Here is a 25,123-nt window from a genome sequence, read left to right on the forward strand (position 1 = left end):
GGATCGCCGTGCTGAACAAGGTGGAATATCCGCTGCATGTCGCCAATGCCGATGGCGGCATTGATGTGAAGGTCGGCCAAAATAAGAAAGCCGGCGGCAAGACGCTCAAGGTCCGCAGCGACTGGAAGCCGGGCCAGCCCTTCTTCCGCGGCAGCGTGAGCGGCCAACCGGTGGTGGCGCGCGTTTCGGCGCGTCCCGATGGCGTGCGCGTGGTGCATGGTGGCGCCGAGCTGGATATCGCCGTGCGCACGCCGCGCGCGGCCGAACTGGCGCGGCTGATGCCCGAGAAGCTGCCGCCCGACATGTCGAAATTCCTGCTCTGCCCGATGCCGGGCCTGGTGGTTTCGATCAATGTGGCGGAAGGCGAGCCGGTGAAGGCTGGTCAGGCGCTCGCCGTGGTGGAAGCCATGAAGATGGAAAACGTGCTGCGCGCCGAACGTGACGGCACGGTGAAGAAGGTCAACGCCAAGAAGGGCGACAGCCTGGCCGTTGATCAGGTGATCCTCGAATTCGCCTGAGCGTTGTGATTCCAGCTTGTGGTCAAGGCCCGCCATATCAGGCGGGCCTTTTCTTTGTGTATATCTCGACAAATTTTGCAGATGTCACCGGGCTGTCATGATGCGCCGCTAAGGCTGGCGTAACGAAAACAGTATCCCCGGCTTATTCATGCGGATTTCCATCGGCCACCGAATTGGCGCGATTATTTTCGGGGCGGTTCTGGCCGTCGGCGTCGCGGTTGGAGCATATGTTATCGAGCGGATGGCTCTGGCTGAAGTGCAGCGCAGCCTCGACCGGGCCGCTGACATCAAGCTTGCTGCTCATAGTCTGAATAGGCGTTTTCTGGACTTTCGGGAAACGGTCAGCCGGACCGTGTTTGGCAATGACGCAAGTCTGACTGATCGCCTCAGGATCATGCAGGTCGAAATTGAGGGCGATCTGGCAGGTATGGCTGATCTGGTGGCCGGAACAGAGCTGGCCGAGCCGCTCAAGGGCGTCACCGACAAGGTGACCGCTGCATGGAATGCCAATGAGCGGCTTTTGCGGGCCAAGATTGCTATTGGATTCAACAATGCCAGTGGCCTGCGTGGTGATCTGGTCAGGGCCGGCGCCGTTTTCCAGCAGGCCATCCAGGCTCTACAGAAGGATTCGACGTTGGCGGGCCAACCGCCGATAGCCGATTTGGCCAGGATCGCTCTGCAATTGCGGGCAGTAGAATTCGAGTATTCACTGGCTGCCGATCTGTATGACCTTGAAGATGGCTTCGACGCGGCCGAGCAGGCTCTTGGAAAAAACCTGCTCACTTTACCGCTGTCGGCTGAGCGTCAGGCTGACCTAAAAAAACTGTTCGCAGCCTACAGCAATGCAGCAAAGAAATATGGCCAGACTGCGGAAGCCTTGACTGGTGCGCAAGGTACGGCTGGCGGGCAATGGACTGAGCTGATACCGATGGTCGGCGCACTCGGAGAGCAGGCCGAGCAGATGGAGCAGGCTGAGGTCGAGCATGCCGCTACTCTGCAGAAGCAGATTCTGGCATTCTCTGCGGCCACCGTGCTGGGTATTCTGGCCATCATCCTGATTGCCAGCGTGATGGTTGCGCGCAGCATCCTGCAGCCGATCCAGCGCATGACCCTGGCGATGAAGGCACTGGCGGATGGCAATCTTGATATTGCCAGCGTCGATGCGAAACGCGAGGACGAAATCGGAGCCATGGCATTGGCCTATGAAGTGTTCCGTGGCCATGAGAGCGAACGTCGGCAGATGGCACTGGCCGAGCAGCAGCGTGAACGCGCCCACCTAGCCGAACAACAGGCTCAACGTCAGCGCGAGGCGGCGATTGCTGCGGAAATAGCAGATTTGTCGAAAGCCGTATCGGAAGGCGACCTGGGGCGCCGGCTTGATCTGGCCGGCAAGGATGGGGATTTCCGCGAGGTCAGCCTCAGTATCAATCGCCTGACCGATACACTGGATGCCGTGATCAGTGAGTTGTCCGCCGTTCTGCAGGCTCTGGCCAATGGCGAGATTGGACGCAGCATGCAGGGTGAGTATCGTGGCGTATTCGCTGATCTGAAGCAGGCGGCAAATGTGCTGTCATCGCGGATCGGCGAGTTTGCTGGCCGCCTGGATTCCTCAACTCGGGCGGTGCGGGATGCCTCGGCGGAAATTACAGGCGGTGCTGAGGATCTGGCCCAGCGCACTGAGCGTCAGGCGGCTTCACTGGAAGAGACCGCAGCCGCCATGCATCAGGTGACGGCGACGGTGAAGCAGAATGCGGATAATGCCCGCGATGCCGATCGGCTGGCTGATGCAGCACGGCGTAATGCTGAGCGCGGAGGTGAGGTGGTGACCCAGGTGGTGGAAGCGATGGATCGCATCGCCAACGGGGCGCGCCGGATTACCGACATCATGGGGTTGATCGACGAGATAGCCTTCCAGACCAATCTGTTAGCGCTGAATGCCGCTGTCGAGGCGGCGCGGGCTGGCGAGGCTGGCAAGGGCTTTGCAGTGGTGGCTCAGGAGGTGCGTTCCCTGGCCCAGAGGTCGGCCAATGCCGCGAAGGAGACCGGTGCGTTGATTTCCATGTCGAATTCAGAGGTTAAGGCAGGTGCTGGCCTTGCCCATGAAGCTGGCGCAAGCCTGGGCGATATCGTCAGATCGATCCGTCAGGTTTCGACCATCGTGGCCGAAATCGCCAATGCCAGCGGCGAGCAAGCGCGCGGATTGGATCAGATCAACAATGCAATTGCCGGTATGGATGATCTGACCCAGCGCAACGCCGCGCTGGTGGAGGAAACCCACGCCGCCGCCCGCACGCTCAGCAGCCAAGCCCAGGAGTTGGCCGATCTGGTTGGCTTCTTCCGCCTGCGGATCGAGTATGCCGATCTGACTGATCTGCCAGAGGCAGCGGAATAACCATTCAGCCCGATTGCAGATACTGGATCGCCGCGTCGCGCTCGAACAGATATAGCAATTCCAGCAGGGCCCGACCGCGTGGGCTGGTCAGTTTGGGGTCGCGCTCCAGGATCAGCTTCGCATCGTCGCGTGCGGTGACCAGCAATTCCGCATGGGCGGCCAGGTCGGCCAGTCGGAATTCGGGCAGGCCGCTTTGTCGCGTGCCCAGCACTTCTCCGGCGCCGCGCAGCCGTAAATCTTCCTCGGCGATCTGGAAGCCATCGTCGGTCTCGCGGATGATTTTCAGCCGTGCGCGCGCCGTTTCGCCCAGCGGGCCGGAATAGATCAGCAGGCAGGCGCCGGGTTTGCCGCCGCGTCCGACCCGGCCGCGCAACTGGTGCAGCTGCGCCAAGCCAAAACGCTCGGCATGCTCGATCACGATCAGCGTCGCCTCGGGCACATCAACGCCCACCTCGATCACCGTCGTCGCGACCAGCAGTTTCGAACGGCCGTTAGCGAATGCCTCCATGGCGGCATCCTTCTCGGCGCCGCTCATCTGGCCATGCACCAGCCCGACGCTGCCTTCGCCCAGCTCAGGCTCCAGCGCCAGCTTCAGGGCGGAATGACGCTCGGCGGCGGCGGCCAGGTCGCTCTGCTCGCTTTCCTCCACCAGCGGGCAGACCCAGTAGATCCGTTCGCCGGCCTGGATCTTGCGCTTTACGGCCCCCACCACGTCGAGGAAGCGGTCGGACGCGATGGTGCGGGTATCGACCGGCGCGCGGCCGGGCGGCTTCTCGGTCAGCTTCGAGACATCCATGTCGCCATAGGCGGTGAGCGAGAGCGTGCGCGGGATCGGCGTGGCCGTCATCACCAGAACGTCGACGCCGCCTTTATCGTGCTGACCCTTGGCGGCGAGGCCCAGCCGCTGGCTGACGCCGAAACGATGCTGCTCGTCGATGACTGCTAATGCCAGATCCTTGAATACGACGTCATCCTGGAACAAGGCGTGAGTGCCGACCAGGATATCGATCTCGCCGGCGGCCAGACGCTGCAGCAAAGCCCCGCGTGCCTTGCCCTTGTCGCGGCCGGTCAGCAGGGCGAGTGTCACGCCCAACTTGCTGCAATAGGGTTCCAGCGTCTCGGCATGCTGGCGGGCGAGGATTTCGGTCGGCGCCATCAGAGCGGCCTGCGCGCCGGCCTCGACGCAGAGCAGCATGGCATTGAGCGCCACCATGGTCTTACCGCTGCCCACGTCGCCCTGCAGCAGCCGCAACATGCGCCTGTCAGACGCCATGTCGCCGGTGATCTCGGCATTGGCCTGCTTCTGGGCGTTGGTCAGCGGCCAGGGGAGGCGTTTCTCCAGCCCGTCGCGCAGCCGCCCGTCGCCCTGCAAAGGCCGGCCGCTCAGGCGTTTCAGCCGCCGGCGCACCAGCAGCAGCGCGAGCTGGTTAGCCAGCAGCTCGTCATAGGCCAGGCGTTGGCGCGGCAGGCTGTCCTTTTCCAGATCGATCTGGCTGTCGGGCCGATGGGCGGCAAACAAGGCTTCGCGCCAGCCGGGCCAGTTCTGGCGGCGGCGGTATTCCGGGTCGAGCCAGTCGGGCAGGGGTGGCGCCTTAGCCAGGGCGTGGTCGATGATCTTGGCCAGCGTTCGCGGGGCCACCCCGGCGGTGAGTGGGTAGACCGGTTCCACAGCGGCGAGTTGCTCGATTTCCTCCGGCGTGCCGAAACGGTCGGGATGGGTCATCTGCACCTGGCCGTCAAACAACTCGACCAGGCCACTGACCAGCCGGGTTTCGCCTTCCGGCAGGCTGCGTTTCAGAAAGTCTTCGCGACCGTTGAAAAAGACCAGCGTGATCCGCCCGCTGCCGTCATGGGCGGTGATCTTGTAGGGCATGCGCGGGTTGCGCGGCGGCAGGTGGCGGTCGATCGTGATTTCCAGCGTGGCGATGCGGCCCGGCTCAGCTTCGGCCACGGCCGGGCGGTAGCGCCGGTCGACCAGCCCGGAGGGCAGGTGCCACCACAGATCCAGTACCCGGGCGCCGCCGACCAGCTTTTCCACCAGCGGGGCAAGCTTGGGCCCACAGCCTTTCAGGCTGGTGATCGGGGCGAAGGCGGGAAACAGCGATTCCGGGCGCATAAAGGGCTGAAAATTCGAGGGAAACCTTGAGAATCCGTGGCTTGCCGTACTATATCGTGCCTTCACCCCGGAGGCACCCCATGGCTGAGGATATCGAGACCCGGCGCAAGCGCCTGCTGCACCGCAGCCGCTATACCGGCATGAAGGAAACCGACATCCTGCTCGGCAGCTTTGCCGCGCGCCATCTGCCCACGTTCACCGACCGCGAGCTCGACCAGTATGAGAGCCTGCTGGAGAATTATGATGATCCCCAAATCTATGCCTGGGCGATCGGCCGCGATCCGGTGCCCCAGCATCTCGATACCGGAGTGATGAAACTGCTCAGGGCCTACAGGCTGCCGATCTGATCCCATGACCTTCGTCCTGCCGGATATCCTGACCCGGCCGGGCCGCTGGGCATTGGCCGGCGCGCCCGAAGGCCAGGACATACGCCTGCTGATCGCGCTTTGCCTGCGCCAGCGGGGCGGTGGCGTGCTGCATGTCTGCCGCGACGATGCCCGCATGGCGACTGTCGAGGCGGCGCTGAAATTCTTTGCCCCCGACCTGCCGGTGCTGACCCTGCCGGCCTGGGACTGCCAGCCCTATGACCGCGTCTCGCCCAATGCCGAGATCGCTGCCCGGCGGATGGATACGCTGAACCGGCTGGCCAACCGGCAGGACGGCCAGCCCCTGCTGCTGCTCACCACGGTGAATGCGGCTTTGCAGCGCCTGCCGCAGCCGGATTATTTCGGCTCGACCGGCTTCCGCGCCGCCAAGGGTGGCCGCATCGCGCCGGAAAAGCTGATCGAATATCTCTCGCGCAACGGCTATACCCGCGTCTCGACCGTGAATGAGTCCGGCGAATATGCCGTGCGCGGTGGCCTGGTTGACCTGTTTCCACCGGGCAGCGAGGCGCCCTACCGGCTCGATTTCTTCGGCGACGAAGTGGAGAATATCCGCCGCTTCGATCCCGCCACCCAGCGCACCATCGGCGCCGCCGGCGAACTCTCGCTGACCGCGATGAGCGAGGTGCCGCTGGACGAGGATGCCATCGGACACTTCCGCAGCGGCTATCGTGAGCTGTTCGGCACCATCACCAAGGAAGACCCGCTTTACGAAGCCGTTTCGGCCGGCCGGCGCCAGATCGGCATGGAACACTGGCTGCCGCTGTTTTTCGACCGCCTGGCGACCACTTTCGACTACCTGCCGCAGGCGGTGGTGACGCTGGATCACCTGACCGGTGACGCAGCCGACGAACGGCTGAAAACCATCGCCGACCATTACGATGCCCGTCGCGCCGCGATGAAACGCGGATTGGAGGAGGGCGGTGCGCCCTACAAGCCGCTGCCGCCGGACCGGCTGTATCTGACAGCCGGCGAATGGGCGTCCCGGCTGGAGAAAAAGCCGCTTGGTCTGCTGTATCCCTTTGATGCGGTCGGCGGCGCTGATGTCACGGTGGTAGATCTGGGCGGCAGGCCGGGCCGCGACTTCGCGCCGGAACGCACCCAGGCCGTGCAGGCTGTCGAGCACAAAGTCGCCAGCCAGGTCAGTATCTATGATGCCCTTGGCGGCCATCTGGCGAAACAGGCACAGCAGGGGCGGCGTGTGCTGTTTGCCACCTTCTCCGTCGGTGCGCGGGATCGTCTCGGTCATATCCTGAAAGACCATGGCCTGGATGCGCCGCAGCCGGTGGAGACCGCTGCCGAGCTGGATGCCCTGCCCAAAAGCGTGGCAGCGATTGCCGTGCTGCCGATTGAGCATGGCTTCGAGGCCGCCGATCTGTGCGTGGTGGCGGAGCAGGACATTCTCGGCGACCGTCTGGTACGCCCGCGTCAGAAAAAGCGCCGGGCGGAGAATTTCATTGCCGAAGCCAGCGCATTACAGCCTGGCGATTACGTGGTGCATATCGATCACGGCATCGGCCAGTACAAGGACCTGGTGACGCTGGACATTGCCAGCGCGCCGCATGACTGCCTGCTGCTGCATTACGACGGCGGCGACCGGCTGTATCTGCCGGTCGAGAATATCGAGATGTTGTCGCGTTACGGCTCGCCGGAAGCGGACATAGCGCTCGACAAGCTTGGCGGCGTGGCCTGGCAGAACCGCAAGGCGCGCATGAAGCAGCGCCTGAAGGACATGGCCGGCGAACTGATGAAGATTGCCGCCCAGCGCGAACTGCGCCAGGGCGAGCGGGTGATGCCGCCGGATGGCGTGTACGAGGAATTCTGCGCCCGTTTCCCGTATGACGAAACCGAAGATCAGGCCCGCGCCATCGAAGACACCCTGGACGACCTGGCCAGCGGCAAGCCGATGGATCGCCTGATCTGCGGCGATGTGGGGTTCGGCAAGACGGAAGTCGCCCTGCGCGCGGCTTTTGCCGCCGCCATGGCGGGCCAGCAGGTGGCGCTGGTCTGCCCGACCACGCTGCTCTGCCGCCAGCATTTCCGCACCTTCGTGCAACGTTTCCGCGGCCTGCCGATACGGATCGAGCAACTGTCGCGCATGGTTCCGGCCAAGACAGCGACCGAGGCCAAGAAAGGCCTGAAGGACGGCACGGTCGATATCGTGATTGGCACCCATGCCGTGCTGTCGAAAAGCATCGAGTTCAAGCGCCTGGGCCTTTTGATCATCGATGAGGAGCAGCATTTCGGCGTCAAGCACAAGGAACGCCTGAAGCAGCTGCGCGCCGAGGTGCATGTGCTCACCATGTCGGCCACGCCGATCCCACGCACCCTGCAACTCGCGCTGTCGGGCGTACGTGAGCTCAGCCTGATTGCCACGCCGCCGGTTGACCGCCTGGCCGTGCGCACCTATGTGACGCCGTTTGATCCGGTGGTGATCCGCGAAGCCTTGATGCGCGAGCATTTTCGCGGCGGTCAGAGCTTTTTTGTCTGCCCGCGCATCGAATATCTCGATACAGCCATGGCCTTCATCCGAGAGCATGTTCCGGAACTGAAGGCCGTGGTGGCGCATGGCCAGATGGCGCCGACCGATCTCGACGACGTGATGAACGCCTTCTACGACCGGCGTTACGACGTTCTGGTCGCCACCAATATCGTCGAAAGCGGACTGGATATTCCATCGGCCAATACGCTGGTCGTCTATCGTGCCGACCTGTTTGGCCTGGCGCAAATGTATCAGCTGCGCGGCCGTGTCGGCCGCTCGAAGCTGCGGGCCTATGCCTATTTCACCTACCAGGCCGGACGGTTGCTGAATGCATCGGCCGACCAGCGTCTGCGCGTGCTGCAGAGTCTTGACAGCCTTGGGGCGGGCTTCACCCTGGCGTCGCACGATCTCGATTTGCGTGGTGCCGGCAACCTGCTGGGCGAGGAGCAGTCGGGTCATATCCGCGAGGTCGGTTTCGAGCTGTACCAGGAAATGCTGCAGGACGCGATTGCCGAAGCCCGCGCCACGGCGCGCGGCGAAGGCAGCCTGCATGGCGAAAAATGGTCGCCGCAGATCCAGATCGGCACCGCTGTGCTGATACCGGACAGCTATGTGGCGGATCTGAACCTGCGCATGCAGCTTTATCGCCGTGTTGCTGAACTGGAAAGCCGAGAAGAGATCGATGGTTTTGCCGCCGAGCTGATCGATCGTTTTGGGCCATTGCCGACAGAGGTGCAGCATCTGCTGGACATCGTGGCGATCAAGAAACATTGCCGCGATGCCAATATCCTGAAGATCGAGGCCGGGCCGAAGGGTGCGACGCTGACCTTCCGCGACAACAAATTCGCTGACCCGGCCGGGTTGGTTCTGTTCATCCAGTCGGAACGCGGCAGGGCCAAGCTGCGCCCGGATCACAAAGTGGTATTAATCCACGACTGGCCAGAGCCGGAAGATCGGCTCAAAGGCGTGCTGCATATAGCCTCACGTCTGGGCGAAGTCGCCCGGAAAGCGAATAAAGCCGCCTAGCTGGCTGGCAGATCCGAGAGGCGCTCGGCTTTTCCGGGCGGAAAACTCTGTCCTGCACCGATATAGGCGACTTTACCATCTGGGCCAAACAGCGGCACGGCCACCACTTCAAACTGCCAGTCCTCGCCCAGAACCCGCGCTTGACCATGGCCATAAACCGGCTTTGCGGCATGGTAGACCATGGTTACGCCTTTCAGGATGAAAGGGCGAATGGTTGGATCGGGGTGCTCGTCGAGCCATGTCCCGGTCAACTCATAGCCAAGCCGTTGCACGATATCGGTGCCAATCAGGCGATAACGGAAGCGCAGCGGCTCTGGCTGAACCTCCAGCAGTGACAGCGAGCCCAGCAGGAAGCGCAGCCGCAAAGGGTCGAGAAAGCTTTTATCCGGCCGCCGCCCATTTTCCCTGGCATCAAGCCATAGCTGCAGGAATTGCCGGACGTTTGAATCCCGGATAAGGCCAGGATCGGAAATGAATTCGAGGGCCGGCACGCCCTGCGGTATGGCAGTGGGGCCGGCCAGCTCCATGCTCAGCTCTCGCCTGGGTCCACCGGTTCGGCGGCGACCTTATCGATCACCTGCAGCAGCACGTCGGGGGTCTGCGCGCCGGGGACACCATAGCGGCGCTCGAAGATGAAGAATGGCACGCCGGTAATGCCCAGTTCACGGGCCATGCGGTCTTCCTCTTCGATGATCTCGGTATCGCGGCCTTCATCCAGCAGCTGCCTGACCAGATCGCCATCCATGCCCTCGGCGGCGGCGGCGGCAGCCAGAACCTGATGGTCCCCGATGTCCTTCCCCTCCAGGAAATAGAGTCGGAACAGGCGTTCCTTCAATTCGTTTTGCACGCCGGCGGTCAGCGCCCAGCGCAGCACACTATGGGCAGCAAGAGTGTTTGGCGTCCGTTTGATGCCATCGAAATTGAACGCGATATTCTCCTTGGCTCCTTCGGCTCCGACGCGCGCGTAGATTTCCTTCGCCCGGGTCGGACCACCGAACTTGGCCTCCAGATAGCTTTTCCGGTCGGCGCCTTCGCGGGGCATGTCAGGATTGAGCTGGAATGGCCGCCAGCCGATCTCGAAGTCGATATCGGGGCGCTGGGCCATGGCCTGTTCCAGTCGGCGCTTGCCAATGAAGCACCAGGGGCAAATGACGTCGGAAACAATTTCGATGCGCATGTCGTAAAGGTAGCGCAGTCTTTTCGGCCCGGCCAGCCCCCTTGACCCCATGGCGGGCAGGGTCAACCATTGCTGGATCAGAAACTGGAGGAATCGATGAGTCAGGGCGTGAATCTGAAGGGCAAGGTGGCGGTGGTGACCGGGGCAAGCAGCGGCCTGGGCGAGAGATTTGCCGAAATTCTCAGCCATGCCGGGGCGACCGTTGCCCTGGCCGCCCGCCGGACCGACCGTCTGGCGGATCTGGCCGGGAAGATTACGGCTGCCGGCGGCAGGGCCATCACGGTGAAGCTGGACGTCAATGACTATGGCAATATCCAGGATGCTTTCAGCGAGATCGAAAAACAGCTCGGCGGTGTGGATATCCTGATCAACAATTCCGGTGTGAACAAACAGGGCCGGATTGTCGATGTGACGCCCGAGGATTTCGATTTCGCCATGAACACCAACGCCAAGGGTGCGTTCTTTGTGGCCCAGGCGGCGGCCAGGGACATGATTGCGAAAAAGAAGGCTGGCCGGATCATCAATATCGCGTCTGTTGCCGGCCTGCGGGTGCTGAGCCAGCTTTCGGTCTACTGCATGTCAAAGGCTGCCGTGGTTCAGATGACCAAGGCCATGGCCCTGGAATGGGCGCGTTACGGCATCAACACCAATGCGATCTGCCCAGGCTATATCGAGACCGAGATCAATCGTGATTACTGGGCTACGCCGGGTGGGCAGAAGCTAGTCGAGATGCTGCCGCGCAAACGGGTTGGCGAACCCAAGGATCTGGATGGGCTTCTGTTGCTGCTGTCCTCTGACGAGGCGCGCTTCATCAATGGCGCGATCATCGCTGCCGATGATGGTCTGGCGATAACATAAATACGGGTCGAGGAGGGAGCGTGGCGGACATTCAGGCCGAGGACAAACCGAAAATCCTGGTGCTGTTCGCGCATCCCTATCCGCATCTGTCGCGGATCAACAAGGCGATGGCAGGCGCCATCCATGGGCTGCCACATGTTACTTTGCACGACCTGTACGAGGTCTATCCCGATTTTCATATTGATGTGAAACGGGAGCAGGCTTTGTTGGCTTCACACGATGTGATCGTCATGCAGCATCCGTTTTACTGGTATTCCTGCCCTTCGCTGCTGAAGGAATGGATGGATTCGGTTCTCGAATACGGCTGGGCCTACGGCACTGGAGGCACGGCGCTGCAGGGTAAGCAATTGGTCCAGGCAGTTTCCACTGGTGGGCCTGGCCATGCATATCAGCCGGATGGCTATAACGGCGTGACCATGGCGGATTTGCTGCGGCCATTCGAACGCTCGGCGATCTTGTGCGGGATGACGTATGGAAAACCATTCCTCTTCCAGGGTGCCCGTCTCAAGTCATCCGATGATATCGCCGCCCATGCCGCGGCTTACCGACAATGGTTGAACGACTACCCGCATCCCTGCCTGCAACCGGGCTGTGACCAGCCGGCGGTGCCGGCCAGCGACCGCTGAGAGGGCCTATGGACGGGTTGCTTCTCAATGCAGTGATCTACCTGGCGGCGGCCGTGATTGCCGTGCCGATCGCAAAGCGATTCGGCCTTGGCTCGGTGCTGGGCTACCTGATTGCGGGTGTCGTGGTCGGGCCATGGGGGCTGAAGCTGATCGTCGATGTGGAGGCGATCCTGCATTTCTCCGAATTCGGTGTTGTGCTTCTGCTGTTCGTGATCGGGCTGGAACTCAATCCGCGGCGGCTCTGGCAGATGCGCTGGCCCATCCTGGGGCTGGGCGGCGGGCAGGTGGCCGGCAGCACGCTGGGCCTGACGGCTCTGGGCATACTGCTTGGCTGGTCATGGCCGACGGCGCTGGCGGCCGGACTCGGCCTGTCGCTGTCTTCCACGGCCATCGCGCTGCAGCCCCTGACAGAGCGCAACCTGCTGGGAACACCGGGCGGGCGCTCGGCTTTTTCGATCCTGCTGTTCCAGGATATCGCGGTGATTCCCATGCTGGCGCTACTGCCGCTGCTGGCCGGAACCGCAGTGGCGGATGGCAGTGGCGAAGCCGGCTGGATCGGCGCGCTGAAAGCCGCCGCCGCGATTGCGATCATTGTGTTCGGTGGCCGTTTTTTGACCCGGCCTCTGTTCCGCATGATAGCAGGCACCGGACTGCGTGAGATTTTCACCGCCGTGGCCCTGCTTCTGGTGATGGGCATCGCCCTGCTGATGCAACTGGCGGGCCTGTCCATGGCGCTGGGCACGTTCCTGGCCGGAGTGCTGCTGGCGGAGTCGGAATACCGGCATGAGCTGGAAAGCGACATCGAGCCGTTCAAGGGGTTGCTGCTGGGGCTGTTCTTCACCGCAGTCGGCATGTCGGTCGATTTCGGCCTGCTGTTCAGCCGCCCCGGCACGGTACTGGGGCTGGTTGCCGCGTTGCTGCTGATCAAGGCTGTGGTTCTGCTGGCTGTATCGCGCTTTGCCAGGTTGCCCTGGAGCCAGACGGCGCTGTTTGCCTTTCTGCTTGCCCAGGGCGGCGAGTTTGCCTTCGTGCTGTTTGGCAGCGCAGCCGGGCTTGGCGTGATGGATGCCGATACGGTTGCGCTGCTGACCGTTGTTGTCGCGCTGTCGATGGCCACGGCGCCGCTGCTGGTGGTGATCAACGACCGCTGGATCGAACCCCGGTTTACCCAGATTGACGAACGGCCGCATGACGTGCCGGAAGACGAAGGCAATCCAGTGATCGTTGCCGGCTTCGGCCGCTTCGGTCAGATCGTTGCGCGCCTGCTCTATGCCAACCGGATCGGCGTTACGGTTCTGGACCATGATCCGGAGATCATCGATACCCTGCGCCGCTTCGGTTTCAAGGTGTTCTACGGGGATGCCACGCGGCTCGACCTGCTTGAGGCCGCCGGCGCCGCCAAGGCGAAGGTGCTGGTGATCGCGGTCGACAGCCAGGAAGCCTCGCTGGCCCTGGCCGACCTGGCGCAGCAGCATTTTCCGCAGCTCAGGATCATCGCCCGGGCGCGCGACCTGCCGCATGCCGTGGAACTGATGAACCGCAACATCCCGGTGATCGAACGTGAGACCTTCCATTCAGCCCTGCGGCTGGGGGAGGAAACCCTGAAGACCCTTGGCCAGCCGGCCTATGCCGCCCGCAAGAAGACGCTCACTTTCAGGCAGCATAACGAGGAGCTGCTGAAGCAGATTCATGCCCACTGGGACGAAGACATGGACAAGCGCATCACGTTGCAACAACAGGCCCGTGCCCGTTTGCAGCAGAATTTGGCGGCCGACGAGAAGGCGCAGGAAGAGGCGCGCGGGCTTGGTTGGGATTAACCGCTATCAGGCCAGGCCCATGCGACGCAGGATCTGCTGGCTTTCGCCGATGGTTCCGGCAGCACCGAAGGTCATGCGCCCACTGAACATGCTGGACATCCGCTCCATCAGGGTACTGTACCGGTTCCAGATCGCCTGCCGCTCCTCGTCATTGGCCGCAGTGCTCCATTCCTTCACATAGGCGGCGCCGGCCTGAAGGATGGCGAGATGGTCATTCTGCGCCGCGACATTGCGGTAGGCCTGGGCGAGGGCCGGATCTTCTTCGAACAGTTTGGCGATTTCGGCTGATTTCGGATGGGAGTTGTCGACTATGATGCGGCCATCAGCGCCGACGCTGAACTCGACCGGCTGGGTCGGATCGATGCCGGCGGCAGCCAGGCGGGTTTTAAGCTGCCCGGCAAATTCTGCCGTGCGCTTCTGTGCCTCGCCGGCAATTTTATCGAGCCGAACGCTCTTCGTATCTGGGTCATAGGCATTGCCGAATAACGATTTTGCAAGCAGCTCAGGGCTGGGGGCGATGCCAGTCCTGGCCACTGCCGCGGCCTTGATTGGCTGCTTTTCTGCCAGGAAATCCGCGAATTTTGCCGCAGTCGCCATGGCCGGGGTGTTAGCGGCGACGGTCTGGTGCGCAGTCATAACATCGCCGAAGGCAGCTCGGGCGGCAGCAGAAGTGGCGATACTCATGGTCGTCCCCATCGATTGATCTCAAGGGGACAGTTGCAAGCGGGATGCCAGCCAAGCGGCGGCCGGAGGATGTCAGCCCTGGGCCAGTTTTTTGCGCTGCACTTTGCCGTTGGCCGTACGCGGCAGGCCGGGAACGAAACGCCATTCGCGCGGGCACTTATAGCCGGCGAGCCGTTGCTCGGCAAAGATGGCCAGTTCGTCATGGCTCGGCATCTGGCCTTCGCGCAGAACGATGAAGGCACCGATCACGGAGACGTCACTGCGCACGCGCAACTCGGTAACCGCCACTTCTGCCACGGCGGGATGTTCGGCGATTGCCATCTCGACCTCGACTGGCGAGACGCGATAGCCCATGGCATTCATCACATCGTCGTTGCGGCCATGGTGCCAGACATAGCCATCAGCATCGAAGCTGGCCAGATCGCCGCCGCAGAACCATTCGCCACGATAGACCAGCGCCTCTTCCTCTGGCCGGTTCCAGTAGCCCAGCATCAATGAGGGCTCGGAGCGATGCACCGACAGAAGGCCGGTTTCACCTGCCGGCAGGGTGGCTCCGGTATCCGGATCCAGGATGGCGACGCGTCGGCCCGGTTGCGGCCTGCCGGGGCTGCCCGGTTTTATGGTCATGCCGGGGCCGGTGGATATGTAAGTCGAAATTTCCGACATGCCCAGCGCCTCATAGAGCGGCTTGCCGGTGCGGGTCTGCCATTCGGCCAGCAGGGCCGGCGGCAGGGCTTCGCCGGCGGTGACGCCATGGCGGAAGGCGGAAAGATCATGCGCCGAAAGATCGCAGTATTTCAGGATCTGGCGATACAAAGTCGGCACCGCGGCGAACATGGTAGCGCGATGCTTTTCCAGCAGGCGTGGCCAGACCTGGATATCGCGATGGCCGTTATAGAGCACCGTGGTGGCGCCAACCGCCCAGGGATCAACCAGGCCGACGCCGAGGGTGTAGGTCCAGTTGAAGGCGCCGGCATGCAGCATCACGTCGCTTTCGCTTAATCCCAGCCAGCCCTGATGCATGGGGCGGCGTCCCCAGGCGGCGCGATGGGCATGCAGCACGCCTTTCGGTTTGCCGGTGGTGCCGGAGGTGTACACGAGATAGGCGGGATCGTCGGCCGCCGTATCGGCATACTCGGCCAGCGGGGCGTTCTGTTTCAGTGCTGTCAGCCGGGCTGGATCCAGCAGGATCACATCTGGCGGCAATGTCAGGTCGCGGGCCAGCTCGGCGCTGGCCGCGACCACGGCGGCCCCGGAATTTTCCAGCAGATAGGCGGCTTCGGCCGGGGTGAGCTGGGCGCTGGAGGGTAGGGCGACGAAACCGGCGGCCATGGTGGCGAAATAGGTCAGGGCATAATCCGCATCATTGGCCATGCGGATCATCACCCGGCTACCGGCAGGGAGGCCCAGGCTCTGCAGGCCGGCGGCCAGCCGCCGCACCGCCAGATCGACCTCACCGAAGGTCATGCGGAATTCGCCATCTTCACCGACCAGGACCATGGCGGTTTTGTCGGGCCGCAGCCGGGCGTTCTCGGCCAGGCAATAGCGGGCGATATTGAAGCGGGGGGCAACAGGCTCGGTCATGGCAATCAGGCGGTTTGATGCGGTTTGGCGTCAGGGGTGCGCAGATAGAACAGCAACGCGGAAAGCAGCAATAAGGTCTGTACGCCGAACAGGATACGGTAATCCAGTTCAGTGGCCAATGCTCCCTTCGGTACCAGCCAGCCCATCAGGAACCCGGTCAGTATCTGCTGGAAAGCCCCGCCGCCCATGGTGCCGATATTCAGCGTGGTGATGCCGCGGCCGACCAGTTCGGCCGGAAAGACCGAACGGGCATGGGCGAAGATCATGACGATGCATCCATTCACCACACCCATGACGGTGAACAGGATGGTGATGGTTACGACGCCCAGACCGGGCACCAGAACAAGGGTGAGCAGGCACAGTAGCTGGGCGCCCAGGCCTGCCGCCAGCAACCATTTACGCGTGTTGAACACGCGATCCAGCGGTCCCCAGATGAAATACCCACCGGCGGCACCGGCTGCCATGAAGATCAGGACGTTGCCGCGCGCCGTCGCATCCATGCCATGCACGTCGTGCAGATACGGTCCGGCCCACAGGCCAAGGATGGTGATGAAGGTGGCGTAGGCCGTAAAGATGATGACGAAAAGATGTGGAAAGGCAGGATGGCGCATCACCGTCACAACACCGCGCAAGGTCTGCCCCAGGGTTTCACCCGCTCCGGGCCGGGCCTTGGTCGGGTCGGGATGGTCGTGGATGGCCCAGAAGGAGAGGGCTATCAGGGCCAGCGTCATGGCCGCCGTGACATAGAACGCCGCCCGCCAGCCGAAAGCGGCGGTGAACCAGGCCAGCGGCGCGGTGGATGCAATGACGCCAAGATTGCCGACAGCAATCAGGATTCCTGACATCTGGGCGAAACGTTCCGGACTGAACCAGCGCGAGAACAATACCATCGGGCCGGTCAGCAGCGCGGCGCAGCCGAAGCCGAGCACCACGCGGGCTAGGCTGAGTTCGGTCAGGTTGCGGCCATGGGCAAAAGCCAGTGCGCCAAAGAGGGCGATGACAAGAGTGACGATGATGGTGCGGCGCGGACCCCAGCGGTCGAGCGCGATGCCGACCGGTAGCTGGCTGACCGAGAAGGTCAGGAAAAAAGCGCCGGTCAGGATGCCAAGGTCTTCCGGGGTCAGACTCAGCTCAGTCATCAGGTCAGGGCCAATCACCGCATTGGCGGACCTATAGAACTGGCTGATGATATAGGTAAGACAGGCGCAGATCAGGATGCGCCAGGCGATTGGCATTACTGCACCATGGTTATTTGCTCATCATCGTGTCCGGCAGCCAGGTGGCGATGCTGGGGAACAGGCACAGCAAAATCATGGCCACGATCATGCACAGCATGAACGGCAGGGCGCCTTTGAGAATGGTCGGCAGCCGTACATCCGGAGCGATGCCGTTGATGACGAACAGGTTGAGTCCGACTGGTGGCGTGATCAGGCCCAGTTCCATGTTGATGGTCAGGATGACGCCAAACCAGACCGGATCAAAGCCGGCATTGGCGATGATGGGGGCCAGGATCGGCGTGGTCATCAGAATGATTGCCGCTGGCGGCAGGAAACAGCCTGCGACCAGCAGCATGAGATTGATGAACACCATGAGAACCCAGCGGTTCACCTCCAGGCCGGCGATCCACTGCGCGATCGACTGCGTCACGAACAGGCTGGACATCATGTAGCTGAACAGGATCGACGTGCCGATGATCATCAGCAGCATGCCGGATTCACGCATGCCGTCGCGCAGGATCTCCCACAGCTGGTGCAGGTTCCACACGCGATAGATCACGACCACCATCAGCAGGCACAGCATGGCGCCGACGCCAGCCGCCTCGGATGGCGTGGCAATGCCGCCATAGAGCGCGTAGACGACGCCGGCGATCACCAGCACAAAGGGAAGCACGCGCGGCAGCAGTTCCAGTTTTTCCGCCAGGGAATAGCGGCGGCCGAAATCAGCCAGTTTCTCGCCACGATACCAACTGATGAACAGCGCCCAGGCCATGAACAGGCCGGTCAGCAGCAGGCCGGGCAGGACACCGGCGAGGAACAGTTTGCCAATCGAAGTTTCCGAGGCGATGCCGTAGAGGATCATCGTCACGCTGGGGGGGATCAGGATGCCGAGCGTACCGCCTGCGGCAATGGCGCCAGTGGCCAAATCCGCGGAATAGCCGCGTTTACGCATCTCGGGAATGCCCATCTTGCCGATGGCGGCACAAGTGGCCGGCGAGGAGCCGGTTAAGGCGGCGAACAGGGCGCAGGCCCCGATATTGGAGATCACCAGGGACCCGGGCACCCGGTTGAGCCAGCGGTTCAGAACCTCATAGAGATCGGCGCCAGCCCGCGATGAAGCAACGGCGGCGCCCATGATCACGAACATCGGAATCGAAACGAGGGTGAAGTCGTCGAGGCCGGCAAAAATCGTATCGGCCAGAAAATCAATGCTGCCCCAGCCTTCCAGGGCAATCAGGAAGACGAGTGACACGATGCCGAGGCCGAAGGCAATGGGAATACCGGTGGCAAGAACGGCGAGGGCAACGACGCATATCAGTGCGCCGAGATGGAGTTCGCTCACAGGCGGTCCTCAGGCTTGAGGCCGAATGGCATATCGCGACCGGTGGCGATGGCCCATATATCGGCAATGTATTGCAGGCTGAGCAGCCCCATCCCGACCGGCAGGGAAAGATAGGGTATCCAGACCCTGGCACGCCACATCGAGCTGGTCAGGCGATTGGTCGCATAGGCTTCATGCCACCAGAAGATCGAACTCCAGAACAGGATGCCACAAAAAACCAATGCCATGGCTGAAGCGAACAAGGCCATGGCAACGCGCAGCCTGTGGCCGGCTAGCAATGGCAGCAGGTCGACGTTGACATGTCCGCGCGTCAGCAGCACGTAGGGTGCGCCAACAAAAGTCGCGGCAATCAGGGTGAAAATGACAAATTCGGTTTGCCAGATCGTGGATTGTCCCAGCACGGCGCGCTGAAAAATCATCTGGCAGACAATGACGATGCTGAGCAGGATCAGCAGGATGGCAACCACCCCGCTGATCCGCGACAGCCATCGCACCAAAGATACGAAGTGCTCCATGTGAGTTTGTTCAGCGTACCTGCAGGGCCTTGACGATCAGCGCCTTGCCGTTCGGAACCTTGTCGGCGAAGGTGCGATATGAACTGTTGTTGGCGACGTCACGCCATTTCCCAGCTTGTTCTTCGGTCATGGTGACGACCTTGACGTTGGCTTTCTTGAAGGCAGCCACCAACTCGTCGTCGAGTTTTTTCGACTCCGCAGCGAAATAATCCTCGGCCTTTTTAGAGGCATCCATGATCACTTTTTTCTGAGCGTCATTGAGTTTGTCGAAGCTGCGCTTGGACATCAGCACCGGCTCGTACATGAACCAAAGGGCATTGTCGCCCGGCGCGGTCAGGCAGGCAACCTGCTCATAAAGGCGGAAAGAGACGAAGCTGCCCGATGATGTGTCGGTGGCATCGGCTACGCCGGTTTGCAAGGCATTGTAGACTTCGTTTGAGGGGATCGAGACGATCGAGGCGCCGGCGCCAGCCCACATTTCAGCGAAGGTAGCGCCAGCCGAACGGACTTTCAGTCCCTTGGCATCGTTCGGTTCCAGGATGCAGTTTTTCTTGGAGCCAAAGGCGCCGGCCAGCCATGCATCGGCCAGAACCACCACGCCGGCATCATTGATGATCTTCTTGATGTCCTGCATGAAGGGCGAGGCATTAATGCGCTTGGCATGGTCGTGGCTCTTCACCAGGCCCGGCATCAGAGTGGCGCCGAACTGGGGGTGCTGCCCGGAGGCGTAATCGAGCGGGAATGACGTAATGTCAATCTGCCCCTTGAGCATGGCATTCCATTGTTCGGTTGCCTTTACCAGGCTGGCGCCGGGATAAACCTTGATATCAAGCCCGACATTGGCCTTGGCCGCTTCGCGGGCAATCATCTGCACCATTTCATCGCGCACATCGCCCTTGCCGCCGGGAAACTGGTGGGAGGCTTTCAGCGTGATGTCTGCCGCAACGGCCGTGCCGGCCGCGAATAACCCGGCTGCCGCCAGCAGGGCGGCGCCGGTAAGGCGATGCATCTGTCCAATCATGGTGTTTCCTCCGTTTTGTTATGTAATTGTTTGATGGTCATACTAATAAAACGGGCCAGACCCAACAAGAAATCTCAGGGCTGCTGGTTTTTTGCGATGCACCCAGCGGGTTTTTGTCACTTGGGCGGCTTGGGCTGGCTCTGGCGGGCCTAATCTGCGGCGTCAGGAAAGGGGCAATGCCACCACTGCATCGCCATGGCTGACCATGCCGGTTGCGGTGTCGAACTGCATCAGGTCTTCGCCGATCAGAACAGGCCCCTCGTAATCGGCACGGACCTCCGCCAGCAGGGCACCAGCATCGAAAGCAACCGGAACGAAATGATTGAGGATCAGGCAGCGGGCGCGCGCCTGCGCCGCCACCTTGCCAACCTCGGTGGACAGCGTGTGATAACTGGCCACATTCTCGATGGTCTCCAGTCCGCGCACGCCGGGCAGGGCCAGCATCTCGCGGTGGATGAAGCATTCATGCACCAGAGCATCAGCATCCTTGGCCGCCAGGATCAATTCGGGACAAAAGGCCGTATCGCCACTGAAGGCAACTTTCTGGCGGCCATCGGTGAAGACATAGCCATAGGCGGCTTTGACCGGCTGGTGCCGAACGGGCACGGCAATGACGGTCAGGTCGCCATCATGCAGAACGATGCCCGGTTCAACCTCGGTGATGTTCAATTCCAACGCCACCGTGGAAGGCCGTTTTTCATGAGCGATGCGCTGATCCAGTTCCGGCCGCCACAAGGCCATCAGGCCATGCAGATATTGTCGCGTGCCCGGCGGGCCGAAAATGCGTTGCGGCCGATCGCGCCCCTGGTGCCAGCTCGAGATGATCAGCTGGAACAGGTCGATGATATGGTCGGAATGCAGGTGCGTCAGGAACAGGGCATCAATGGCCTTGCCGGCACTGCCGGCTCCCAGCAACCGCTGGGTGACGCCGGAACCGCAATCGACCAGGAACTGGCGATCATTCCAGCGCAGCAGGCTGGATGGTCCGTAACGCCGGGTCGAGACCTGGGGACAGCCGGTTCCGAGCAATGTAACGCGCATGGCCTCAGCGTAGCCGCAGGATCGGCACGGCTTCGCCGGCCTTGAGCGCGGGAGCCAGCGGAGGACGCACAATCAGCACGTCGGCATCGCTCAGCAATCGCAACATCGAGCTGTCCTGTTTGCCGAATGCATCAGCCACCGGTTGGCCAGCGGCATTCAGGCTGATCCTGGCGCGCAGGTAATCCTCGCGCCTGTCATTCTCCGGCAGGTCATGGGCGGCCAGGGCCGTTTCGAACCGTACCTGCCACTCCAGCCCCAGCATGGCGCGCAGAGCCGGCACCAGGAAGTTATGGCCGCAGACCATCGCCGAAACCGGATTGCCGGGCAGGCCCAGCAAGGCAACTGACTGGCCGCCGCCCAGATCGGCCCGGCCGAACATCAGCGGTTTCCCCGGCCGCATGGCAATGCGCCAGAAATCAATGCCGATTCCGCCACCGCCCAGTATTTTGTGGATCAGGTCGTGTTCCCCGACGCTGGCGCCGCCGAGCGTCAGCAGCAGATCGCAGCCAGCCGCGGCGGAAGCTTTGGCGCGCAGATCGGCTTCAGTATCGCGGGCAATGCCCAGATCGATGGCGCAGCCGCCATGCATCTCGATCAGGGCACAGAGGCCGATATTGTTGGAACTGACGATCTGGTTCGGCCCGATCGGTTCGCCGGGGCGGGCTAACTCGTCGCCGGTGGCCAGCACCGCAATGCGTGGTTTGCGCCGTACCGCCAGCCAGGGCACGTTCATCGCCGCCGTCAGCGCCAGATCGGCCGGCCCCAGCAGGCGGCCGGTTTTCAGCAGCACCTGGCCCTCGCTGAAATCCAGCCCGGCTCGGCGAATCCACTGGCCCGGTTTCGGCGCTTCGCGCACATTCAACAGGCCGTCGACGGCCAAATCGGCATCTTCCTGAATCACGATGGCATCGGCACCGGGCGGCAGCGGGGCGCCGGTGAAAATGCGCACGCATTCACCCGGTCCGACCATGCCCTCATGGCGGCCGCCCGCGGCGGCGGCCCCAACGGGCTTCAGTCGGGCGGGAATGCTGGCTAGGTCGGCCTGACGGCAGGCCCAGCCATCCATGGCGCTCACGTCGAATGGCGGTTGCGTCCGGCGTGCCGCCACGTCCTCGGCCAGAACCCGACCAACAGCGGCGGACAGCGCCACGGTTTCGGCCGGCATCTGTGGCAGGCCGGCGACGATGCGGCCACGCGCCTCGGCGACGGGGATCATGGCGCGTCAAACACTCCGGATTTGCCGCCGGATTTATGCAGCAGTCTTATATCCGTGATCTGCATGCCGCGGTCGACTGCCTTGGCCATATCGTAGATGGTCAGGGCGGCCACGCTGGCTGCCGTCAGGGCTTCCATCTCTACGCCGGTACGGCCCTTCAGCTTGCAGGTGGCGACAATGTCGATGGCATTGCCTGTCTTGTCAGGGGTGAGTTCGACGGTCACCTGACTGAGCGCCAGCGGATGACAGAGCGGGATCAGGTCGGAGGTGCGCTTGGCCGCCATGATGCCGGCGATACGCGCGGTGGCCAGTACATCGCCCTTGGCGGCCTGGCCTGACAGGATCAGGTCCAGCGTGGCCTTCTGCATCAATATGCGGGCCCCAGCCCTGGCGACACGCTCGGTCTCGGTTTTGGCCGAGACATCGACCATATGGGCCTCGCCGGCTGCGTTCAGGTGCGTGAGCCTATCGCTCATGCGGCAAGATCCTTGCCAGTCAACAGCAGACGGGTGGCGGCCTCGACATCCGGCTGGCGCATCAGGCTTTCGCCGACCAGAAAGCAGCGTGCGCCGCATTTCGCCATGCGGTCCAGATCGGCCTTGGTGTGGAGGCCGGATTCCGCCACCAGCATGCGGTCGGCCGGCACGCGGGATGCCAGCGCCTCGGTGGTGGCCAGATCGACGACCAAGGTTTTCAGATTGCGGTTGTTGACCCCGAGCAGGGGTGACTTGAGTTTCAGCGCCCGGTCAAGTTCTGCGCCATCATGCACCTCAACCAGAACATCCAGGCCGTATTCGGTCGCCACGGATTCCAGTTCGGCGGCCTGCGCGTCGCTGAGGGCAGCCATGATCAGCAGGATGCAGTCGGCACCCAGGGCGCGGGCTTCGATCACCTGATAGGGATCGAGCATGAAATCCTTGCGGATGATCGGCAGGCCGACAGCAGCGCGTGCCTGCCGCAGATAGTCATCCTTGCCCTGGAAATAGGGCTCGTCGGTCAGAACCGACAGGCAGGTGGCGCCACCTGCGGCATAGGCACGCGCCAGAGCCGGCGGATCGAAATCGGCGCGGATCAGGCCTTTGGAGGGCGAAGCTTTCTTGATCTCGGCAATCAGGCCATAGCCACCAGCCGTCACCGTCGCTTTAAGGGCGCGGATGAAGCCGCGCGGCGCAACGGTCGCTTTGGCCTCACGCTCCAGATCTGCCTGCGGCAGGCGTGTTTTGCTGGCAGCGATATGCTCTAGCTTGTCGGCGCAGATCTTGGCGAGAACGTCGCTCATGATTTCTTGTCTTCCTCCGCCGGATCGGCTGGCGGTGGTTCATGGGTGATTTCGATCAGGCGGGCCAGTGCGGCGCGGGCCTTGCCACTGTCGATGGATTGCGCCGCCATGGCGGCACCCTCGCGGAGATCTTTTGCCTTGCCGGCGATCACCAGCGCGGCAGCGGAATTGAACAGTACAATATCCCGGAACGCGCCGGGGGCACCATTCAGCACGGCCCGCAGGGCAACCGCATTGGCCGTCGGCTCGTCGCCTTTCAGTTCTTCCAGTCTGGCGCGCGGCAGGCCGGCATCTTCCGGCGTGATTTCGAAATGGCGCAGCTTGCCACCGTCCATTTCCGATACATAGGTCGGACCCGTCGTGGTGATTTCGTCCAGGCCATCGGAACCATGCACGACCCAGACTTTTTCAGCGCCCAGCTTGCCCATCACCTCGGCCAGCGGCTGCACCCACTGCCGGTCGAACACACCGATCAGCTGCCGCTTGACCAGCGCCGGATTGCTCAGGGGGCCGAGCAGGTTGAAGATCGTGCGCGTACCAAGTTCGACGCGGGTCGGGCCGACATGGCGCATGGCGCCATGATGCCGCGGTGCCATCAGAAAGCCGACGCCGGCCTCAGAGATGGCTTTTTCAATCAGGCGGAAATCGCAGTCGATGTTGACGCCCAGGGCGGTCAGCACGTCGGCGGCGCCGGTCTTCGATGACACGGCGCGATTGCCGTGCTTGGCTACGGGTATGCCACAGCCAGCCAGAACGAAGGCCGAGCAGGTCGAGACATTCCAAGTGCCCTTGACGTCGCCGCCGGTACCGACGATGTCGATGGCACCGGCTGGCGCGGTCACGCCATGCACCTTTGCCCGCATCGTCATGGCGCCACCGGTAATCTCGTCCACGGTTTCGCCACGCACGCGAAGCGCCATCAGGAAGGCGCCCATCTGCGACGGCGTCGCGTTGCCTGACATCATCACGTCGAACGCCGTGCATGCATCGCCGATATTCAGCGTCGCGCCGCCGGCCACCAGTGCCAGCAGCCGTTTGAATTCCGTTACGTCCGCACTCATGCTGCCTGTCCGCGTACCGCCGTTTCATTCACCGGAAGGCCGCAATACCGCACGAAATTGGCCAGCATCGCAAGGCCATGCTCCGAGGCGATGCTTTCCGGATGGAATTGCACGCCATGGATCGGCAGGTCGCGATGGGCCAAGCCCATGATCACCCCATCTTCCGACCGGGCCGTGACAGTCAGGCTGTTGGGCAGGCTGGCCGGATCGACCGTCAGGGAATGATACCGCGTGGCGAGGAAATCCTGCGGCAGGCCGGCAAACACGCTTTCGCCCGTATGATGAATGCGGCTCAGTTTGCCGTGCAGCGGCAGAGGGGCGCGAACGACCTTGCCGCCGAAGGCCTGGCCGATGGCCTGATGGCCCAGACAGACGCCAAACAGCGGCAGGCGTGCTTCGGCGGCTTTGTCGATCATGGGCAGGCAGATGCCGGCCCGGTCCGGATCGCAGGGGCCCGGCGACAGCACGATTCCAGCCGGCTTGAGCGCCAGAATAGCCTCTGGTGTGGTTTCATCGTTGCGGAAAACCTTCATCTCGGCGCCAAGCTGCCCGAAATAATGCACCAGATTCCACGTGAAGCTGTCGTAATTATCAATCAAAACCAGCATGTTTCGGCGTCCTTTAAATATCAGACTAACATAACCTGACACCTCGGCTACAGCTATGGCCGACACCCGCACGGCGAGTATAAAAAGCTATTTTTTCTTTTTAAATCATAGCATTGCGGGAAAGTTTAAAATACTGAACAATCTTTGTAGAGAGAATCGA

General features: G+C 62.4%; 22 protein-coding genes. 7 read left to right on the forward strand and 15 right to left on the reverse strand.

The window, feature by feature from the left end; genetic code table 11:
- Window positions 1-518 (forward strand): biotin/lipoyl-containing protein (locus Q1J79_RS03675; protein ID WP_300296646.1); only part of this gene is annotated, 518 nt, incomplete at its 5' end.
- A gap of 148 nt (window positions 519-666) precedes the next feature.
- Window positions 667-2,910, forward strand: coding sequence for a methyl-accepting chemotaxis protein (locus tag Q1J79_RS03680; protein ID WP_300296649.1), 2,244 nt, complete (start codon window positions 667-669; stop codon window positions 2,908-2,910).
- Window positions 2,911-2,914: 4 nt separating this feature from the next.
- On the opposite strand, the gene recG is transcribed toward Q1J79_RS03680, so the two are convergent.
- Window positions 2,915-5,026 (reverse strand): ATP-dependent DNA helicase RecG, encoded by a 2,112-nt coding sequence (gene recG / locus Q1J79_RS03685; protein WP_300296652.1) that lies wholly within the window; start codon window positions 5,024-5,026, stop codon window positions 2,915-2,917.
- 80 nt (window positions 5,027-5,106) lie between these two features.
- Between recG and Q1J79_RS03690 the strand changes: the two genes are divergently transcribed.
- Complete coding sequence (locus Q1J79_RS03690; RefSeq protein ID WP_300296654.1) at window positions 5,107-5,373, forward strand: succinate dehydrogenase assembly factor 2; 267 nt, start codon at window positions 5,107-5,109, stop codon at window positions 5,371-5,373.
- Window positions 5,374-5,377: 4 nt separating this feature from the next.
- A complete protein-coding gene (gene mfd / locus Q1J79_RS03695; RefSeq protein WP_300296657.1) occupies window positions 5,378-8,917 on the forward strand; it encodes a transcription-repair coupling factor in 3,540 nt (1,179 codons plus the stop codon).
- Here mfd and Q1J79_RS03700 read toward each other — a convergent pair.
- Together Q1J79_RS03700 and Q1J79_RS03705 are read right to left on the reverse strand one after the other, a co-directional pair.
- On the reverse strand, window positions 8,914-9,444 hold the full coding sequence (locus Q1J79_RS03700; RefSeq protein WP_300296660.1) for a PAS domain-containing protein: 531 nt from the start codon (window positions 9,442-9,444) through the stop codon (window positions 8,914-8,916). The two genes, mfd and Q1J79_RS03700, sit on opposite strands and share 4 nt — an antisense overlap.
- Window positions 9,445-9,446: 2 nt before the next feature.
- Window positions 9,447-10,283, reverse strand: coding sequence for a DsbA family oxidoreductase (locus Q1J79_RS03705; protein ID WP_300296663.1), 837 nt, complete (start codon window positions 10,281-10,283; stop codon window positions 9,447-9,449).
- On the opposite strand from Q1J79_RS03705, the gene Q1J79_RS03710 reads away from it, so the two are divergent.
- Genes Q1J79_RS03710 through kefC form a run of 3 tightly spaced genes read left to right on the forward strand, consistent with a single transcriptional unit; the run spans window position 10,230 to window position 13,395 of the window.
- Entirely contained in the window at window positions 10,230-10,952 is a 723-nt protein-coding gene (locus tag Q1J79_RS03710) for an SDR family oxidoreductase (protein WP_300296665.1), read from the forward strand. The two genes, Q1J79_RS03705 and Q1J79_RS03710, sit on opposite strands and share 54 nt — an antisense overlap.
- Before the next feature lie 20 nt (window positions 10,953-10,972).
- On the forward strand, window positions 10,973-11,578 hold the full coding sequence (locus Q1J79_RS03715; protein ID WP_300296668.1) for an NAD(P)H-dependent oxidoreductase: 606 nt from the start codon (window positions 10,973-10,975) through the stop codon (window positions 11,576-11,578).
- 8 nt (window positions 11,579-11,586) lie between these two features.
- Window positions 11,587-13,395, forward strand: coding sequence for a glutathione-regulated potassium-efflux system protein KefC (kefC, locus tag Q1J79_RS03720; protein WP_300296670.1), 1,809 nt, complete (start codon window positions 11,587-11,589; stop codon window positions 13,393-13,395).
- A gap of 6 nt (window positions 13,396-13,401) precedes the next feature.
- On the opposite strand, the gene Q1J79_RS03725 is transcribed toward kefC, so the two are convergent.
- From Q1J79_RS03725 to Q1J79_RS03780, 12 genes are all read right to left on the reverse strand, one after another.
- On the reverse strand, window positions 13,402-14,079 hold the full coding sequence (locus tag Q1J79_RS03725) for a hypothetical protein (protein ID WP_300296673.1): 678 nt from the start codon (window positions 14,077-14,079) through the stop codon (window positions 13,402-13,404).
- Between the two features lie 72 nt (window positions 14,080-14,151).
- Window positions 14,152-15,663, reverse strand: a complete 1,512-nt coding sequence (locus Q1J79_RS03730) for an acyl-CoA synthetase (protein ID WP_300296676.1) — start codon at window positions 15,661-15,663, stop codon at window positions 14,152-14,154.
- A gap of 5 nt (window positions 15,664-15,668) precedes the next feature.
- Window positions 15,669-16,898, reverse strand: a complete 1,230-nt coding sequence (locus tag Q1J79_RS03735; protein WP_300296678.1) for an MFS transporter — start codon at window positions 16,896-16,898, stop codon at window positions 15,669-15,671.
- A 13-nt stretch (window positions 16,899-16,911) separates the two neighbouring features.
- Window positions 16,912-18,222 (reverse strand): TRAP transporter large permease, encoded by a 1,311-nt coding sequence (locus tag Q1J79_RS03740; protein ID WP_300296680.1) that lies wholly within the window; start codon window positions 18,220-18,222, stop codon window positions 16,912-16,914.
- Window positions 18,219-18,689: a TRAP transporter small permease gene (locus Q1J79_RS03745; protein ID WP_300296683.1), complete on the reverse strand. Its 471-nt coding sequence runs from the start codon at window positions 18,687-18,689 to the stop codon at window positions 18,219-18,221. Before Q1J79_RS03745 ends, Q1J79_RS03740 begins: the two co-directional genes overlap by 4 nt.
- A gap of 58 nt (window positions 18,690-18,747) precedes the next feature.
- A complete protein-coding gene (gene dctP, locus Q1J79_RS03750; RefSeq protein WP_300296686.1) occupies window positions 18,748-19,758 on the reverse strand; it encodes a TRAP transporter substrate-binding protein DctP in 1,011 nt (336 codons plus the stop codon).
- A 162-nt stretch (window positions 19,759-19,920) separates the two neighbouring features.
- Complete coding sequence (locus Q1J79_RS03755; protein ID WP_300296688.1) at window positions 19,921-20,799, reverse strand: MBL fold metallo-hydrolase; 879 nt, start codon at window positions 20,797-20,799, stop codon at window positions 19,921-19,923.
- A gap of 4 nt (window positions 20,800-20,803) precedes the next feature.
- Window positions 20,804-22,015, reverse strand: coding sequence for a gephyrin-like molybdotransferase Glp (gene glp, locus Q1J79_RS03760; RefSeq protein ID WP_300296691.1), 1,212 nt, complete (start codon window positions 22,013-22,015; stop codon window positions 20,804-20,806).
- On the reverse strand, window positions 22,012-22,491 hold the full coding sequence (gene moaC, locus Q1J79_RS03765; RefSeq protein WP_300296694.1) for a cyclic pyranopterin monophosphate synthase MoaC: 480 nt from the start codon (window positions 22,489-22,491) through the stop codon (window positions 22,012-22,014). The genes glp and moaC overlap by 4 nt, the downstream gene beginning before the upstream one ends.
- Window positions 22,488-23,294, reverse strand: coding sequence for an indole-3-glycerol phosphate synthase TrpC (gene trpC, locus Q1J79_RS03770; RefSeq protein ID WP_300296696.1), 807 nt, complete (start codon window positions 23,292-23,294; stop codon window positions 22,488-22,490). Before trpC ends, moaC begins: the two co-directional genes overlap by 4 nt.
- Complete coding sequence (gene trpD, locus Q1J79_RS03775; RefSeq protein WP_300296699.1) at window positions 23,291-24,355, reverse strand: anthranilate phosphoribosyltransferase; 1,065 nt, start codon at window positions 24,353-24,355, stop codon at window positions 23,291-23,293. The genes trpC and trpD overlap by 4 nt, the downstream gene beginning before the upstream one ends.
- Window positions 24,352-24,963 (reverse strand): aminodeoxychorismate/anthranilate synthase component II, encoded by a 612-nt coding sequence (locus Q1J79_RS03780; protein WP_300296702.1) that lies wholly within the window; start codon window positions 24,961-24,963, stop codon window positions 24,352-24,354. The genes trpD and Q1J79_RS03780 overlap by 4 nt, the downstream gene beginning before the upstream one ends.
- Between the last annotated feature and the right edge of the window lie 160 nt (window positions 24,964-25,123).

Source organism: Ferrovibrio sp. (assembly GCF_029255545.1).
Classification (GTDB): Bacteria; Pseudomonadota; Alphaproteobacteria; order Ferrovibrionales; family Ferrovibrionaceae; genus Ferrovibrio.